Origin of the sequence: Corynebacterium sp. HMSC068G04 (genome assembly GCF_001814885.1) — a bacterium.
Classification (GTDB): Bacteria; Actinomycetota; Actinomycetes; order Mycobacteriales; family Mycobacteriaceae; genus Corynebacterium; species Corynebacterium hiratae.
In genome coordinates this window covers 36,489-51,831 of sequence record NZ_KV818318.1, presented here as the reverse complement: position 1 = coordinate 51,831, position 15,343 = coordinate 36,489, and the positions used below count along the sequence as shown (strand labels likewise).

Genomic DNA, 15,343 nt, shown 5'->3' with positions numbered 1-15,343 from the left:
TATGGGGCGGGATAGACTATGGGCATGCTCGTAGTCGGAATCATCTTCCTCATCGTGGCCGCCATCTTTGTCGTCGTCGGCGGCCTAGCCTCGCTCCGGAAGCTCCCGGGTAATAGCGTCGTCGGTTTGCGCCTCGCGGAGATCCGCAAGACTAAGGAAGCTTGGGATAATGCCCACGCCGTTGCAGGACCGTTCTGGTTCCTCGCCGGCGTCGCTTTAGTGTTTGGCGGAATCATCGCGCTGAGGGCCGAGGGTTGGATGTGGTTGATCCCAGCACTCACGTTCGTTGTAGCTATTCTCGCACTCTCGGTCGGTTCCAATATGGGCGCCCGCGCGGCGTATCTCTGGGACCAAGCCCACAAAGAGGATGAGGGTTGCGGTGAATCCTGCAACTGTGGCGACGGTGGGTGCGGGGGAGAGGCACCGACTGTCGACGTCTCCGCGGCCCGTGCTGCCGCAAAGCGTGCCGATAACAGCAATCCTCGCTAGCAATCAATAACGTACAGTGACGTTATTATAGTGACATCTTGATTGCTCGCGTTTCGTCACTAACATTATTATTCCAAAGGCCATTCCAATGGTGGGCGATACTCACCATTGGAATGGCCCTTTGTATACCGAACCCAGTCTGAAAGATGACTGGGAACTCAACGCCAACTTAGTGGGAAGCCGGCATCGTCTCGTGACAACCTTTAACCTACGGCGCACTATGGATGGCATGAAGAAAAGCGTTAACACCCGAGCAATCCGAATCATCGCCGCAGCCGCACTCAGCATTAGTGTTCTGAGCGCTGGGGCAACCTATGCCTTCACGAATGATTTACGGAGCGGACGCCACGTGGCTTCGCCAGGGATCATCTATAGCGATGTCGGTACATCGTACGGATCCTACGATTTCGGCGGCAGTAGGGAAGAGGAGTTACCTGTGTGGGATGGCAAACTCAGTTAAGAACGCTATACCTCACACTATGGAACACGCCGATCAGATAGAGTAAGCACCATGACTACGTGTTCCCGCCGCCTCTTCCTCCTCGGTACTGCCACCACCTTCGCTGGTGCCTATCTCGCCGCCTGCGGCAAAGAACCTACCGCCGAAATAGCCGCGACGGATATTCCCGTTGGATCAGCCATCATCGTGGACAAGGTGATCTTTGCTCAACCCACGGAAGGGGAGTTCAAAGCTTACTCCCAAACCTGCCCGCACCAGGGATCCCTCATTACAAAAATCGAGGGCATGACCGCCACCTGCACCAGCCACTATTCCAGCTTTGACCTCGGCACCGGCGAAGTGACCGGCGGTCCCAGCGCCAAACCGCTCACGGAGTACGGCGTGGAGAATGACGGGGGAACGGTACGCAACGTCACCGCCTAACGCACGGTCGAAGCTTCGGGCCGCTTCGCTCAAACCGATGTTTCACGTGAAACGGTGGGGGTGCGTCTACACTCTGTTATATGCTTGAGCGCCTCAAAAGACTCGATCCCCTCATTGTCCTCATCCTCTGCGCCGTTGCGGTCGCCATCGTTCTTCCCGCGCGAGGCAGCTTTGCGGATACCTTCGACGTCCTCACGAACATCGCAATTGCCGTCCTCTTCTTTCTCTACGGAGCCCGGCTGTCGACGCGCGAGGCGATCAACGGCGTCAAGCATTGGAAACTCCATCTGACCATTTTGGTCTTTACCTTCGTGGTGTATCCGATCATCGGTCTCGCACTACGTCCGCTCACGGCTTTCATCCCAACCGATCTATACCTGGGCATTCTTTACCTCACCCTAGTTCCATCAACGGTCCAGTCATCGGTAGCCTTCACGTCCATCGCGCGCGGCAACGTTCCTGGAGCGATCGTCTCCGCATCAGTGTCTAACCTCGCCGGCGTTGTCCTCACACCGTTACTCGTCATGACCCTCATGGGGGCCGGCGACGGCATCCACATCGATAGCTCCGTCTTCCTCGAGATTTCCGTGCTTCTGCTTCTGCCTTTCGTGCTCGGGCAATTAACAAGAAAGTGGGTAGGAAAAGTCGCAGCCAGCAAAGCCACCAAAGTGGTGGACCGCGGCTCCATCGCGATGGTTGTTTACGCCGCCTTTTCGAAGGGAATGATGGACGGGATATGGGCGTCGATTAGCGTCTGGCAGATTCTGTTCCAGATTGTGTTCTCAACTGCATTCGTCTTCTTCATGCTCTGGCTGACCAAAGTGGTGAGCAGAAAACTGGGCTTCGACCGAGAAGACACCATCGCCATCCAGTTCTGCGGTTCGAAAAAGTCCTTGGCCACGGGCCTGCCCATGGCCTCGGTGATCTTCGCCTCGGGTGGCACGTCTTTGGGGCTTCTCATCCTCCCGCTCATGATCTACCACCAGGTGCAATTGATGATTTGCGCGTCTATGGCGGCTCGCTATTCGCGGGTAGAGTGAGACCACATGAAAAAGCTTTACGTTCGCACCACCATGACTGTCCCAGAGGTCGGCACCGCCATCCACATCGCGGAACTCGAGGAAATCAGCAACGAGGCGTGCTCCATGTTGCGCATGATTGCCCTCGCGCCGAATGACGCCATCGTCGGCGCCGCAACGCCGACCGCCTCGGTGGGTGACGCCAACATCCCACAGCAAGTGGTGCCGCACCCTGACACCTACGACACGTTCCCCGACATCGACGCCGAGCTTATCGACGCCTTCCAGTTCCACTCCCTGTGGACCGAGGCCATCGCGCTATTCGGCGACTTTTAGAGCACCCGCGCTACAGTACGAGATTCACCAGCACCATGTAGAAGGCCGTCCCGCCGAAGATGGAAAGACCGGAATTGCGGCGCCACAGGTGCAACGCGGCGGTCACAGCGGCGGCTACGAAGGGAGCAACAATGCTTCCCGTATCGCGGGCTTGACCGAATAAGGTATAGACCACCAGAACTGTCATCACGCCGACCGGCATGGTGAACCCGAGCATGCTGATGAACTGGCTACCCTTCAGGGCCTTCACGAAGGCGAAGGGAAGCCAACGCAGCACGACGGTCACAATCCCGACGGGGATCAGCACGGCGAATATGCTGGCTAGGGTTACTCCGGCTGGCATGACGCCTCCCTCCGCAGAATCAGTGCGTTATCGATACGCGGAGAGAGGTAGCGCACCACCAAGAGCAAGAAATAAGCACTCAGCGCCACCATGAGCAGCTGTCCGGGAAATACAAAGCCCGCGAGGATTCCCAGGGCCGCTGCGGACAGGGGAAGCGAGTAGTCCTTGTTGTTCTGGAAAGAATCGATAGCAAGGACGATGAACAGCGCGACGAGGGCAAACTCCAGTCCCTTCACAGAGGGCGGGATTGCCTGACCGGCCACCGCGCCGACGATGCCGGAACCGACCCACAGCACTTGGCAGTACAGCTGCACCGTGAAGACGAAGGCGCCACTTGGGCGAGAGTCTCGGGGAAAGGCGGAGAGGACGGCATAGGATTCGTCGGTAAGCGCGTACGTGGAATAGGCGCGACCGAGGCGCACCGAAATCTGATCGCGTGGGAAGGTCAATCCATAAAAGATGTGCCGGAAGTTGACCATGAAACCCGTGAGCGCGGCGACGGCGGGCGTCACGCCGCCGGTCACCATGGAAATAGCAAGAAACTCCATCGAGCCAGCGTAAATAACGATGGAAAAGATAGGGGTCCACCACCAGTCGAAGCCGGTCTGGACCATGAGCACGCCGAAGGCGAGACCCAGCGGCACCACCCCCACGGCGATGGGCATGCAAGTCCGTATAGCCTTGATGATCTCCGCGCGCATGGCAGAGATGTTAGCGCAGGGAGAAGCGAAGAGCTCTAATTATCTTCATCGATGTAGCGCGGGAAGGTCGCAAACAGCGGCAGGGGCATGGCTTGGCGGCGCATGACGTCCGACCACGTATCGGTCGAGCCAGAGGAGACCACGTCCTGGGGCAGGGCGGGGGCCACGTACCACTCGCCGCGGTCAATTTCCTCATCCAGCTCGCCCGGGCCCCACTCAAAGAAACCAGCGAAGAAGCGCATACCCTCCACCAGATCGGTGACGTCCTCCGGGCTCACGCGCAGATCGACGAGCGCCACGCGCGGGGCGAGGCGATTCAGCGAAGGCTCTTTCTCAATGTCCACGCCCTGGCGGGTCAGCGCCACACCAATGGCCGCCTGCTGGTTGTGCGGGCCGCCGATATAGAGGGCCTGCGGCTTGGCCGCTACGGGTACCCATTCCGGCATGACGTTGAAGAGGGCGACCTCGGAGCGGTTGGTTAGATCCACGCCATACGTGCGCCCGGCGTGCTGCTCCGTGATGAGAATGACGGAACGGTTGTAGTGGGGCGTGAGAATGTCGGGCGCCGCCACAAGGAGCTGGCCAGGGGCGGGATCGTTGCGCTCGAGGGCGTTGAAAAGTCTGTCTGCGTACATCCCTATCTAGAATTCCACCACTCGCGCAGCTTCGCAATAGCCACCTCGCGCTCGAGGGGCCCCTCTTCGAGGCGGAGCTCCTTGAGGTAAGACCAGGCCTGGCCCACTTCGGGGCCGGGTTCAAGGCCGAGGATCTCCATGATCTCGTTGCCATCGAGATCCGGGCGCACGCGTGCAAGATCCTCCTTGGCGGCGATATCCGCGATGCGCTCCTCCAACTGATCGTAGGTGCGCTGCAGGCGGCGGGCCTTGCGTTCGTTGCGGGTGGTGCAGTCAGCGCGAACGAGCTTGTGCAGGCGCGGAAGGAGATCGCCGGCATCGGTGACGTAGCGGCGCACGGCGGAATCGGTCCACTGGCCATCTCCGAAACCGTGGAAGCGCATGTGCAGGTAGACCAGCTGGCCGATGTCCTCGGTCGTGGCCTTGGGGAACTTCAACTTGCGCAGGCGCTTACGGGTGAGCTTGGCGCCCACCACCTCGTGGTGGTGGAAGCTCACCTTGCCGTCGGTGGTATCGCGGGTATCCGGCTTGCCAATGTCATGGAGCAGGGCGGCCCACCGAAGAATGAGATCGGGACCGTCTTCCTCCTGCTCCATGGCTTGGCGCAGTACGGTCAGCGAGTGCGCGTACACGTCCTTGTGCTGCGCGTGCTCGTCGGGAGCCATGCGCAACGCCGGGATCTCCGGAAAAACATAATCAGCAATCCCGGAGTCAACGAGCAGGTCAATACCCTTCCACGGCGCGACACCGCAGATGAGCTTGTTGAGCTCCACCTGCACGCGCTCCACGGTGATGCGCTGGATTTCGCCCGCCATGTCGGTCATGGCATCGCGCACGCGCTGGGCGACGTCAAACTCCAACTGCGCCGCAAAACGCGCAGCACGGAGCATGCGGAGAGGATCATCGTGGAAGGAAATCTCCGGCGCATCTGGGGTATCGAGGATGCGATTCGCCAAGTCCTCGAGACCGCCCATCGGATCGTGGAATTCGCGGGTGCCGTCGGGCCGCAGCTCGATGGCCATGGCGTTGACCTTGAAATCGCGGCGCACGAGATCGCCCTCGAGGGTATCGCCGTACATGACCTCGGGGTTGCGGGACTGCCCGTCATAGCTATCTGAGCGGAACGTAGTGATCTCGATCTGCTGGCCCTTATAGGCCGCCGAGACCGTGCCGAAGTCAATGCCGGTATCCCACACCGTCTCCGCCCACTCCTCAAGAATGGAATAGACCACGTCGGGCCGGGCCGGAGTGGTGAAGTCGAGGTCGTTGCCCAGGCGGCCGAGCAGCGCGTCGCGGACGGAGCCGCCGACGAGGTAGAGGGGGGCGTCGTGAAGCGCAAAGCGTTCCACCAGGCCGCTTAAGAGGCCACTGAGCCGGGCGACGGTGGCGTCCGCGCGGGCGAGAACGCCGATTAGCTGAGTGTCCTGAAAATTCACGGATCGAAGTCTACTACGATTAGCAGGGATGACTAAGAACACGCCAGGGTCCAAGCGCCGCCGCCGACGGGGCGCGGGCCACCGGAACCACCGCACGGGACGCCCCCAGCGCACGTCCACCAACCGCATGACCACGCGGGATGAGACGTCCGCGGGCGGACTCGTCGTGTCCGGATTGGCGGAGGCCGTCGACGAGGACGGCAACGTAGACCTCTCACAGATCTATGTGGCGCTCATCGGCAGGCTGGACCGCCGCGGGCGCCTGCTGTGGTCCATGCCGAAGGGACATGTGGAAAACGGCGAAGCCAAGGAGCTGACCGCCGAGCGCGAGGTCTGGGAGGAGACCGGCATCCACGGCGAGGTCTTCGCGGACCTGGGCATGATTGATTATTGGTTCGTCTCCGATGGCGTGCGCATTCACAAGACCGTGCACCATCACCTGCTGCGTTTTGTCGATGGCATCATGAACGACGAGGACCCGGAGGTCACGGAGGTGTCCTGGATCCCGGTCTCCGAGCTCATCGAGCACCTGGCCTATGCCGACGAGCGCAAGCTGGCGCGCATCGCCCACGACCTTCTTCCGGATCTCGCGCGAAAGGAAGCTGCCGAAGGAAAGGCGACCCCGCGGTGAGCTGGCGCGCAGCGGCGGCCATCGCGGCCTTGGCGGTGGGCTGCACCGTCCCCGTGGCCCAGGCGGAAACCCTCGATACTGGGATCACCGACTCCCACTACTGGCTCGGCTCCCGCGGACCTGATGAGCTGGAGCTAAGCCTGCTCAGCGCGAGCGAGGCGCGGGTAGGGGAGACGCTGGAGCTGCAGCTGCGCATCCACAACCCAACCGAGAGCGCCGTTGATGATCTTCAGATCACCTCCCGCCGCAGCACTGCCGTGACCTCCACTACGCAGGCCCGCCAAGAGCTGGCCGCAGGATCCTTTCCTTATTATGGGGCCTCGCTCGGCGCAGGGACGCTCCAACCGGGGGAGAGCCGCGACGTCACCGTCAAGGTGCCCACCGCTCTGGGGGAGGACTCGACCCTGGCCATCACGGAGCCCGGCGCGTACCCGCTCCTGTTTACCTTGACCGGCACCCGCGACGGCCAAGCGGCCAGTTTCGCGGAGGAGCGGACGATCCTGGATTTCCAAGGAGAAGAGCCGGATGCCGAAGAGGAGGGCGAGCATTCCTTTTCCCTGGTCTATCCCATCACCGCCCAAGTGGACGTGGTTCCAGGTGATACCGGCGGCGAGGAGCTCATCTTAGAAAGCGAGCAGCTGGCAGAGCAGCTCTCGCCGGGCGGGCGCCTCGATCAGCTGCTCGATGCCTACCTGAAGCATGATCTGCACGGCTCCGGCTGCGTGGCCTTGGACCCCGCGCTTGTCGACGCCGCCGACCGCATGTCCGCCGGCTACACCGTCAACGAGACCCGCCCATCTATCGCCAAACGCCCCACCCGCCTGCGCGACTCCTGGTTCACCCAGTCCGATTCCGATCGCGGTGAACCGGGCGCGGGTGCCCAAGACGCCGCCGCGTGGCTAGAGAAGCTCAAGAAGGTGGACTGCCGCATGCTCATGCCATGGGCCAACGCGGATACCGACGCCGTCGCCAAAGTAGGAAACGAGTGGCTCACCCACGAGGCCGTCGAGCAGGGCGCGGCCACCATCGAGCGCATCCTCGGCGCCCCGCTCAGCACGCATCTGACCGCGCCGGCCTCCGGGACAAGCGAGCACGCAATGCCCGTCCCGCTGCTGGTAGCGGATAACTCCGAATGGGCAGGCAAGGCCGCCACCTTCGATGCTTCCCTAGGCGCACTCTTAGCCCAAACCGGCTCGAAACCGCAGACCACCGGGTACTCCAACCCGGAGCTGCGCTATGACTTTTCCATGGATTCGGAGCAGGCGCGGGCGCTGACGGCGGGGGCGTCGATAAGCGTGGCGTCCGCGCAAGAGGAGACCGTAGCCAAGTTGCCGAACTACCAAGACCCTGCGGCCGCGCGCGCGGTGATGGAAGCAGCGCAGAGGCTCCTTGATTCTGGGCGCCTCCAGCCGCGCCCCGTCACCGCGCTAGATGTGGAGGAGGGCAGCGGTACCCCCGGCAGCCCGTATCCAGATCCCGCGGCCTTTCACGACGCCGAGATCACGCAGGTGACACAGCAGGCGCGCTATACCGACGAGCTGATGTCCATTATGGTTAATGATCCGGGCATCGCCATGACGCGCTATAGCTTCACGGCGCCCCTGCGCCACGATCTGCTCACGGCGCTGAGCGCTACCGACCGCTCCAGCCTGCACGGTTTCACGCCCTCGGTGAAGCAGAGCCGCACGCGACTGGAGAAGAACGCGAATATGCTGCGCGAGCTCCGCGCCTCCGTCTCCCTCATCCCGCCGGGCAACGTCTACACTCGCGTTTCGGAGTCATCGCCGCTGCTCATCGTGGCGGAGAACGGCCTGCCGCTGCCTGTCGACGCCCACTTGGCCTACGACGCCCCCGACGGCGCCACCTTGAACACGCAGGACTTGATTCACATACCGGCCAAGGGATCCATTACCGTGTCCATGACCGCTGACCTGCCGAGCGACGTTGACCAGATGTCGCTGCGCCTGTGGCTAGCAACACCATCTGAGCACCTCATTTCGGATCCAATCGACATTACGGTGCAGACGCGTGCCGGTATCGTTAGCGTCTATGGAGTCGGCGCGATCGCCGCGCTCGCCCTCGTCCTTGCCGCCCTGTTCCGGCTAGGTAAGCGGAAGAAAAAGAAGTCTCACGGATAGTTTTTCTCTATGACACATGAACCTATGTCTGGTGCCCGTCGACGCATTGTCACGCCCTCGCCGCCGGCACCGGTCCCGGAAAAGCGCGCGCCGAGTGGCGTCGTTGCTGTCGACGACGAACTCGAGGACCGTTCGGGACTGAAGGGCAAGTCTGCCTCGGCCCCGAGTGAGTCCCCCGGCGAAGAGAACTCCGACCGCGCCGTTGTGCGCGCCACCGGTTCGATGGCCATCGCGACGATGATCTCCCGCATCACGGGTTTCATCCGCAACGTGCTCATTGGCTCTTCGCTGGGCCCGGCCATTTCTTCCGCTTTCACCACTGCGAACCAGCTGCCCAACCTCATCACGGAGATCGTGCTGGGCGCGGTGCTCACCTCGCTCGTCGTGCCCGTGCTCGTGCGCGCGGAGAAGGAAGACTCCGACCGCGGCGAGGCCTTCGTCCGCCGCCTCTTCACGCTGGCCTTCTCCCTGCTGGCGACGATCACGGTGCTCTCCTGCATCTTTGCCCCGCAGCTCACGCGCATGATGTTGCCGGAGGACGGCAAGGTCAACGCCGTGCAGGCCACCTCCTTTGCCTATTTGCTGCTACCGCAGATCTTCTTCTACGGGCTCTTCGCGCTCTTCCAAGCGGTGCTCAACACCAAGAACATCTTCGGGCCGGGTGCGTGGGCGCCGGTGGTCAATAACATCATCTCGATCTCGGTGCTCGTGGCCTATCAGCTGGTGCCGGGCAGCCTACATCCCAATGCGCCCTCGCCGATCACGGACGGGCACGTGCTGCTCTTGGCGCTTGGTACCACGGCGGGCGTCCTGGTGCAGTGCCTCATTCTCTTCCCCTACCTCAAGAAGGCGGGCATTAACCTCAAGCCGCTCTGGGGCTTGGATGACCGGCTCAAACAGTTCGGTGGGATGGCGTTGGCCATCGTGGCCTATGTGGCGATTTCCCAGCTGGGTTACGTCATCACCTCCCGCGTGGCGGCGCATGCCGATAAAGGCGCGCCCTTTACCTACCAACAGGCCTGGCTGCTTCTGCAGGTGCCCTACGGCGTCATTGGTGTCACCCTGCTGACCGCGATTATGCCGCGCCTGTCCCGCAACGCCGCGGACGGTGACGTCAAGGCCGTGGTTCGGGATCTCACGCTGGGCACGAAGCTGACGTTTATCGCCCTGATTCCGATCGTCATCTTCATGACGGGCTTCGGCATCCCGATTGCCCGCGGCCTTTTCCAGTACGGCGCCTTCGACGCCGACGCGGCCGAGCTGCTCGGCCTCACGCTGAGCTTCTCCGCTTTTACCCTGATCCCCTATGCCTTGGTGCTGCTACACCTGCGCGTGTTCTACGCGCGTGAGGAAGCGTGGACCCCCACCTTCATCATCGCCGGCATCACGCTGACCAAGGTGGTGCTCTCCCTGCTGGCCCCGCACGTGGCGGACTCCCCGGAGCGCGTGGTCATCCTGCTCGGTACGGCCAACGGCTTCGGCTTCGTGGCTGGCGCGGTCATCGGCGGCTTCCTGCTCAAGCGCAAGCTGGGCAGCCTGGGTGGCCGCGCGGTCATCGCCACCACCGTGTGGTCAGTGCTGGCCTCCATCGTGGGCCTGGTCGTTGCTTACGCCTTCAACTACGGCATCAACTTCGTGCTCCCGGCCGAGGTTCCGCCGTTTGTGTACCTACTCAAGCTGGCCGTCGTGGGCCTGGTCTTCGTGATCGTGACCGGCATCGTGCTCTCGCGTTCGGGCCTACCGGAAGTCATCAACCTTGGCCGCCAGCTGCAGCGCATTCCGGGTATGTCCCGCATCATCAAGATCGAGCATGCAGAGGCCATCGAGGTCGAAGCCCCGGAGCAGCTGGAGTTCCAGCCCATCTTCAGCGTGGATGCCTTCAACTCCTCGCCGGTGCCGCCGCCGATGTCTGCCGGTATCGTCCGCGGCCCGCGCCTGGTACCGGGTGCCCCAGTCTCCGATGGCCGCTTCCGCCTGCTCAAGGATTATGGCTCCGCCCCGGGTACCCGCTTCTGGAAGGCCCGCGAGCAGGCCACCGGACGCCTGGTATCGCTGACCTTCGTGGATACCACGGGCGAGGCACCGATGGCTCCGGCCACCCCGGCCGTGGCCGCCCGCCGCTCCGCCGAGGTCTCCCGCGCCACGCGCCGCCTGGCGGAAATGGAGCTGGATGCCGTGGCGGAGAACATCGATATCCTGTCCTACCGCCAGGGCTGCCTCGTCGTGGCGGACTGGGTCGAGGGCACCTCGTTGAAGACGGTGTCGGAAGACAAGGACCTCGATCCGCGCGCCGTGGCCCACGCCTTGGTACCGCTGGTGCGCACCACGGCCGCCGCCCACGCGGCGGACCTCGTGCTGGGTATTGAGAACCGCAACCGCATCCGCATTTCCACCGAGGGCGTTGCCACGCTGGCCTTCCCCGCGGTACTGCACAGCAACGATGAGGAGACGGACCGCTCGGCGCTGTCCTCCGCCATCTCGCTCCTCGTGGAGTCCACCAAGCCCACCCCGGAGGTGCTGCAGGAGATTGCCGCCGATGCCGAAGAGGGCGAGGACTCCGATCTCGAGGACATCGCTCACCGCCTGGCGGCCTTCGCCGGCGATGGCGAAGAGGGCGAGGAAACCCTCCAGGTTCCAGTGGAGGAAACCCCGCGCAAGGAGGATCCGAGCCCCGCACCGGGCTTCGGCGGCCGCGGCTACTCGGGCTCCGGCACCATCGTGCTGGGCGTTCTTGCCACCCTCTTCGTCGTGGCGATGGCCGCGCTGAGCGTGTGGATCCTCTCCCAGGTGGGTAACGAGAAGACTTCCCCGGTGGTGACCAAGAGCGAAGCCTCAACAGAGGCCACGTTCCCCAACGTCCCGCCGGTGCTGTTCAAGGACGTCAAGAGCACGTCCGTTCCGGAGGGCAAGGAGGTCACCGGCGAGTGGACCACGAAGGAAGCAGAATCCGGACTTCTGCTCAGCATTGACAAGCCCACGCAGCTGCACGTGCTACCGCTAAAGCAGGAGGATTCCATCGGTGCGAAGTACGTGGTCTACGGGGTGGATACCAAGGATTTCGATCCCACGGATCCGGAATCCGGCACGCTCACCGAACTCGCGCACGGCACCCTGACCAGCGCGCGCCAGGACATCGAGCTGAAGAAGAAGTCGGCGGCCTTCGACGGCGCCCTCATCCTCTTCACTGACATGCCCAAGTCCGGTTCCGTCACGCTAGAGGAGGCCACCCTGGTGGGCATCCCCACCAACTAACGCACCTCCTCACGCATTTCCCCAGACCTCGATCCCGCAACTCCCTGCTCGCTGACTCAGATGTGCAACGCGCTTGACGACGCCCACCTGCAGGTTTCGGGTTGCAGGTCTGGGGCTTTGTAGTTCTTGCGCTCTCTTCCCTTGACAGATAAGGGGAGGGGCGTATAATTGTTGTTGTCACGTCAACAAACTAGAGAACTGAGGAACCCCCATGACTATCACTGCAGGAACGTACGCACTGGACCCGGCACACACCACCATCGGCTTTGTCGCCCGCCACGCCATGATCACCAAGGTGCGCGGCAATTTCAACGAGTTCGACGGCACCCTGACCGTAGGGGAGAACATTGCTGACTCCGCCGCCACCGCCACGGTGAAGACCGCGTCCATCGACACCAAGAGCGCTGACCGCGATGCCCACGTGAAGGGCGAGGACTTCTTCGACGTTGAGAAGTTCCCAGAGATGACCTTCACCGCGACTAAGTTCGACGTTAACGAGGCAGGCGAGGGCACCGTCACCGGTGACCTCACCATCAAGGGCACCACCAAGTCTGTCGACTTCAAGGTAGACGAGGCCGGCGTCGCCGAGGATCCCTTCGGCAACACTCGCCTGGGCTTCGAGGCCAAGACCTCCATTAACCGCCTCGACTTCGGCATCGACTTCAACGCCCCGCTGAAGACCGGCGGCGTGCTGGTCTCCGAGGAGATCAAGATCGAGCTCGAGGTTTCTGCGATTAAGCAGTAAGCCATAAAGCGCGAAACCTCACCGTAGGAAGTAGTTCTAAGTTGTTGCCCGTAGTGCCCATTTCGGCACTACGGGCAACAGTTTTTGCGGAGTTGTTTGAAACAACTTTGAGCAGCTTACCTGTGATACGCACCGCAGCGACGTTTAAGATGTAGCGCATGACTACCGAAAACCTCACCCATGCAGAAGCTTCCGCACGCAGCGCCGCGCTGCGCCTGAGCACCTACGAGTTGCACCTCGACGTCACGAGCGCACCAACCGACGCTGATTCCTACGAGGTCACCTCACGTATTACATTCACCACCACTGAACCCGAGACCTTCGTGGACTACCTGGGCAAGGCCGTGCACTCAGTGCGCGTCAACGGCGAGGAGGTAGAGAACACCTTCGACGGCGGACGGGTGTACCTGAGCAATCTTCCGGTGGGGAAGGAGCTCACCGTAGAAATCACCGGCTCCTCCTATTACTCCCGCACCGGCCAGGGTCTGCACCGCATGCACGACCAAGCCGATGACACCACGTACCTCTACTCGCACCTCGAGCCATCTGATGCCCGCCGCATCTTCCCCTGCTTTGACCAGCCGGATCTCAAGGCCAGCTACGAGGTGCACCTCACCGGCCCGGAAGGCTGGCAGCTGCTCAGCAACCAGCCGGAGGTTGGCCGCGAGAAGACCGAGGGCAGGGAAGTAGCGCACTTCGCGCCGACGCCTCTGCTGTCGACGTATTTGACGGCGTTTGCGGCGGGGCCGTACGTCGAGAAGCACAGCACCTGGACCGCACCCGATGGGTCCTTGGAAGTGGAGCTGCGCGCCTTTGCCCGCGCCTCCATGGTGGAGTACCTGGATGATGAGATCCTGCAGGTCACCGCGCAGGGCATGGACTTCTTCCACAGCAACTACGGCTACCCGTACCCGTGGGGCAAGTACGATTCCATCTTCGTTCCGGAGTACAACCTGGGTGCGATGGAGAACCCCGGCCTGGTGACCTTTACGGAGCATTACCTCTTCCGTTCCGCCGCCACCCGCGCGCAGCATGCCGGGCGCACGAATACGATCCTGCACGAGATGTCGCACATGTGGTTCGGAGACCTAGTCACCCCGCAGTGGTGGGATGACCTGTGGCTCAAGGAGTCCTTCGCGGAATTCATGGGCGCGGACTCCTCGGTGCACGCCACCGACTACACCGAGGCCTGGGTCAACTTCGCCGGTCAGCGCAAGAACTGGGCCTACCTGCAGGATCAGCTGCCCACCACGCACCCGATCAAGGCCGAGATCCCAGACGTGGATGCCGCGCGCCAGAACTTCGACGGCATTACTTATGCCAAGGGCGCGGCGGTGCTCAAGCAGCTGGTGCACTACGTGGGCCGCGAGAACTTCTACGCCGGCGCGCGCGACTACTTCCAGGAGCACGCCTTTGGCGCAGCCACCTTCGACGACCTCCTCAAGGCCCTGAAGAAGCACACCGACCGCGACCTCGATGCCTGGTCCACCGCCTGGCTGCGCACATGGGGTCCGGATACACTCACCCCGGAGCTTCACACCGACGGCGATAAGATCCACGAGCTCGCCATCGTGGTCGAGGCCGAAGACACCACGCGCCCGCACCGCCTCAACGTGACGCTATTCGATGACTCCCTGAACAAATACGCCACCCTTGACGTCGATCTGGAGGGCGAGCGCACCATCCTCGACGAGGCTTCTGGACTTCAGGCGCCGGCGTTGCTGCTGCTGAACGACGGCGACCACACCTACGCCAAGGTCCGCTTCGACGAGACCTCCTTGGAGACCATTCGCACGCGCCTGTCTGAAGTTCCGGATGAGCTCTCCCGCGCGGTTATCTGGACCTCCCTGTGGAACCTCACCCGCGATGGCGAGTGGCCGGTGCGCTCCTACCTCGACACCGTGCTGAAGCACGCCCCGGCGGAGTCCAACCCGACGCTGCTGACCACCGCCTTTGCCAATGCAGGCTATGCCATCAACCACTTTGTGGGCGAGGAGGCTCGCGAGGAGATTCGCGCCGACTACGCCGAGCGCCTGTGGGAGGTGCTGCAGCAAGCACCGGCAGGCTCCGACGCACAGCTCACCGTCGCCCGCGCCGCCATCCAGGCACTTGCCGCCACCCCGACGGAGTCCGGCACGCAGCGCCTGCGCGCGCTTCTCGACGGCTCCCTCGACGGCCTCGCCCTCGACCCGGATATCCGCTGGGCCATCCTGCGCGCGCTGGCCGCCCGCGATGCCGTCAGCGCCGAGGAGCTCGAGGCGGAGAAGGAGCGCGATAACACGCTCACCGGTGCCGCCGCCTACCTGGGCGCCTCCCACGCCTTCCCGTCTGCCGAGCTCAAGCGCGAAGTCTTCGACCTCGTGCGCACGCCGGGTAAGTACTCCAACGCGGAGGTGGATTCCCTGCTCGCGGCGTTCAACGCGCCGCGCTCGGCCCACCTCACCGAGGCCTTTGCCCAGGAGTATTTCGATTCTCTGGCCAAGCTCTGGGAGGAGCACCCCATCGAAATTGCCAACCGCCTCGTGCGCGGGCTCTACCCGGATCTCGCAATGGCCGACGCCGCCACCAGCGAGTTCCTGGCCACCGAGCGCCCACGTGCGCTGCGCCGCGTGCTGCTGGAATGCCAGGATGCGCTGCGTCGCGCGCAACGCGTCCGTGCCGCGCAATAAGCGCTTCGCGTAGCGGACAGAAGAATCTTCCCGTAAACTCGCAGACACATTAACGGGGGGACAATC

14 protein-coding genes are annotated in these 15,343 nt (G+C 62.8%); 10 read left to right on the top strand and 4 right to left on the bottom strand.

The window, feature by feature from the left end; genetic code table 11:
- Positions 1–24 precede the first annotated feature (24 nt).
- From HMPREF2993_RS05290 to HMPREF2993_RS05270, 5 genes are all read left to right on the top strand, one after another.
- Positions 25–489, top strand: a complete 465-nt coding sequence (locus HMPREF2993_RS05290; protein ID WP_049155670.1) for an SdpI family protein — start codon at positions 25–27, stop codon at positions 487–489.
- 229 nt (positions 490–718) lie between these two features.
- Positions 719–949 (top strand): hypothetical protein, encoded by a 231-nt coding sequence (locus tag HMPREF2993_RS13420; RefSeq protein ID WP_141758258.1) that lies wholly within the window; start codon positions 719–721, stop codon positions 947–949.
- A 51-nt stretch (positions 950–1,000) separates the two neighbouring features.
- Positions 1,001–1,372, top strand: a complete 372-nt coding sequence (locus HMPREF2993_RS05280; RefSeq protein ID WP_049155608.1) for a Rieske (2Fe-2S) protein — start codon at positions 1,001–1,003, stop codon at positions 1,370–1,372.
- An 80-nt stretch (positions 1,373–1,452) separates the two neighbouring features.
- Positions 1,453–2,412, top strand: a complete 960-nt coding sequence (locus tag HMPREF2993_RS05275; protein ID WP_070701405.1) for a bile acid:sodium symporter family protein — start codon at positions 1,453–1,455, stop codon at positions 2,410–2,412.
- Positions 2,413–2,418: 6 nt separating this feature from the next.
- Positions 2,419–2,727 carry a hypothetical protein gene (locus HMPREF2993_RS05270; RefSeq protein ID WP_049155610.1) on the top strand — a complete coding sequence of 103 codons (309 nt, stop codon included), beginning with the start codon at positions 2,419–2,421 and terminating at the stop codon, positions 2,725–2,727.
- Between the two features lie 10 nt (positions 2,728–2,737).
- On the opposite strand, the gene HMPREF2993_RS05265 is transcribed toward HMPREF2993_RS05270, so the two are convergent.
- The 4 genes from HMPREF2993_RS05265 to HMPREF2993_RS05250 are packed head-to-tail and all read right to left on the bottom strand — an operon-like array spanning position 2,738 to position 5,842.
- Positions 2,738–3,070: a branched-chain amino acid transporter permease gene (locus tag HMPREF2993_RS05265; protein WP_070517644.1), complete on the bottom strand. Its 333-nt coding sequence runs from the start codon at positions 3,068–3,070 to the stop codon at positions 2,738–2,740.
- Entirely contained in the window at positions 3,055–3,771 is a 717-nt protein-coding gene (locus HMPREF2993_RS05260) for an AzlC family ABC transporter permease (protein ID WP_070701403.1), read from the bottom strand. The genes HMPREF2993_RS05265 and HMPREF2993_RS05260 overlap by 16 nt, the downstream gene beginning before the upstream one ends.
- A gap of 35 nt (positions 3,772–3,806) precedes the next feature.
- A complete protein-coding gene (locus HMPREF2993_RS05255; RefSeq protein ID WP_070701401.1) occupies positions 3,807–4,406 on the bottom strand; it encodes a YqgE/AlgH family protein in 600 nt (199 codons plus the stop codon).
- Between the two features lie 2 nt (positions 4,407–4,408).
- Positions 4,409–5,842 (bottom strand): CCA tRNA nucleotidyltransferase, encoded by a 1,434-nt coding sequence (locus tag HMPREF2993_RS05250; RefSeq protein ID WP_046648719.1) that lies wholly within the window; start codon positions 5,840–5,842, stop codon positions 4,409–4,411.
- Between the two features lie 28 nt (positions 5,843–5,870).
- On the opposite strand from HMPREF2993_RS05250, the gene HMPREF2993_RS05245 reads away from it, so the two are divergent.
- The 5 genes from HMPREF2993_RS05245 to pepN all read left to right on the top strand — a co-directional run bounded on the left by HMPREF2993_RS05245 (position 5,871) and on the right by pepN (position 15,277).
- Entirely contained in the window at positions 5,871–6,473 is a 603-nt protein-coding gene (locus HMPREF2993_RS05245) for an NUDIX hydrolase (RefSeq protein WP_046648718.1), read from the top strand.
- Positions 6,470–8,611 carry a hypothetical protein gene (locus tag HMPREF2993_RS05240; protein WP_070547223.1) on the top strand — a complete coding sequence of 714 codons (2,142 nt, stop codon included), beginning with the start codon at positions 6,470–6,472 and terminating at the stop codon, positions 8,609–8,611. The genes HMPREF2993_RS05245 and HMPREF2993_RS05240 overlap by 4 nt, the downstream gene beginning before the upstream one ends.
- Positions 8,612–8,620: 9 nt before the next feature.
- The gene (gene murJ / locus HMPREF2993_RS05235; RefSeq protein WP_070701398.1) at positions 8,621–11,863 is read left to right on the top strand and encodes a murein biosynthesis integral membrane protein MurJ; all 3,243 of its coding nucleotides are present in this window, start codon (positions 8,621–8,623) and stop codon (positions 11,861–11,863) included.
- Positions 11,864–12,074: 211 nt separating this feature from the next.
- Positions 12,075–12,608: a YceI family protein gene (locus HMPREF2993_RS05230; RefSeq protein WP_070512907.1), complete on the top strand. Its 534-nt coding sequence runs from the start codon at positions 12,075–12,077 to the stop codon at positions 12,606–12,608.
- Between the two features lie 158 nt (positions 12,609–12,766).
- On the top strand, positions 12,767–15,277 hold the full coding sequence (gene pepN, locus HMPREF2993_RS05225; RefSeq protein ID WP_070701396.1) for an aminopeptidase N: 2,511 nt from the start codon (positions 12,767–12,769) through the stop codon (positions 15,275–15,277).
- Positions 15,278–15,343: the final 66 nt, after the last annotated feature.

Coding starts and splice junctions, on each gene's coding strand:
- HMPREF2993_RS05290 (WP_049155670.1), top strand. CDS start 25: ATGCTCGTAGTCGGAATCATCTTCCTCATCGTGGCCGCCATCTTTGTC.
- HMPREF2993_RS13420 (WP_141758258.1), top strand. CDS start 719: ATGAAGAAAAGCGTTAACACCCGAGCAATCCGAATCATCGCCGCAGCC.
- HMPREF2993_RS05280 (WP_049155608.1), top strand. CDS start 1,001: ATGACTACGTGTTCCCGCCGCCTCTTCCTCCTCGGTACTGCCACCACC.
- HMPREF2993_RS05275 (WP_070701405.1), top strand. CDS start 1,453: ATGCTTGAGCGCCTCAAAAGACTCGATCCCCTCATTGTCCTCATCCTC.
- HMPREF2993_RS05270 (WP_049155610.1), top strand. CDS start 2,419: ATGAAAAAGCTTTACGTTCGCACCACCATGACTGTCCCAGAGGTCGGC.
- HMPREF2993_RS05265 (WP_070517644.1), bottom strand. CDS start 3,070: ATGCCAGCCGGAGTAACCCTAGCCAGCATATTCGCCGTGCTGATCCCC.
- HMPREF2993_RS05260 (WP_070701403.1), bottom strand. CDS start 3,771: ATGCGCGCGGAGATCATCAAGGCTATACGGACTTGCATGCCCATCGCC.
- HMPREF2993_RS05255 (WP_070701401.1), bottom strand. CDS start 4,406: ATGTACGCAGACAGACTTTTCAACGCCCTCGAGCGCAACGATCCCGCC.
- HMPREF2993_RS05245 (WP_046648718.1), top strand. CDS start 5,871: ATGACTAAGAACACGCCAGGGTCCAAGCGCCGCCGCCGACGGGGCGCG.
- murJ (WP_070701398.1), top strand. CDS start 8,621: ATGACACATGAACCTATGTCTGGTGCCCGTCGACGCATTGTCACGCCC.
- HMPREF2993_RS05230 (WP_070512907.1), top strand. CDS start 12,075: ATGACTATCACTGCAGGAACGTACGCACTGGACCCGGCACACACCACC.
- pepN (WP_070701396.1), top strand. CDS start 12,767: ATGACTACCGAAAACCTCACCCATGCAGAAGCTTCCGCACGCAGCGCC.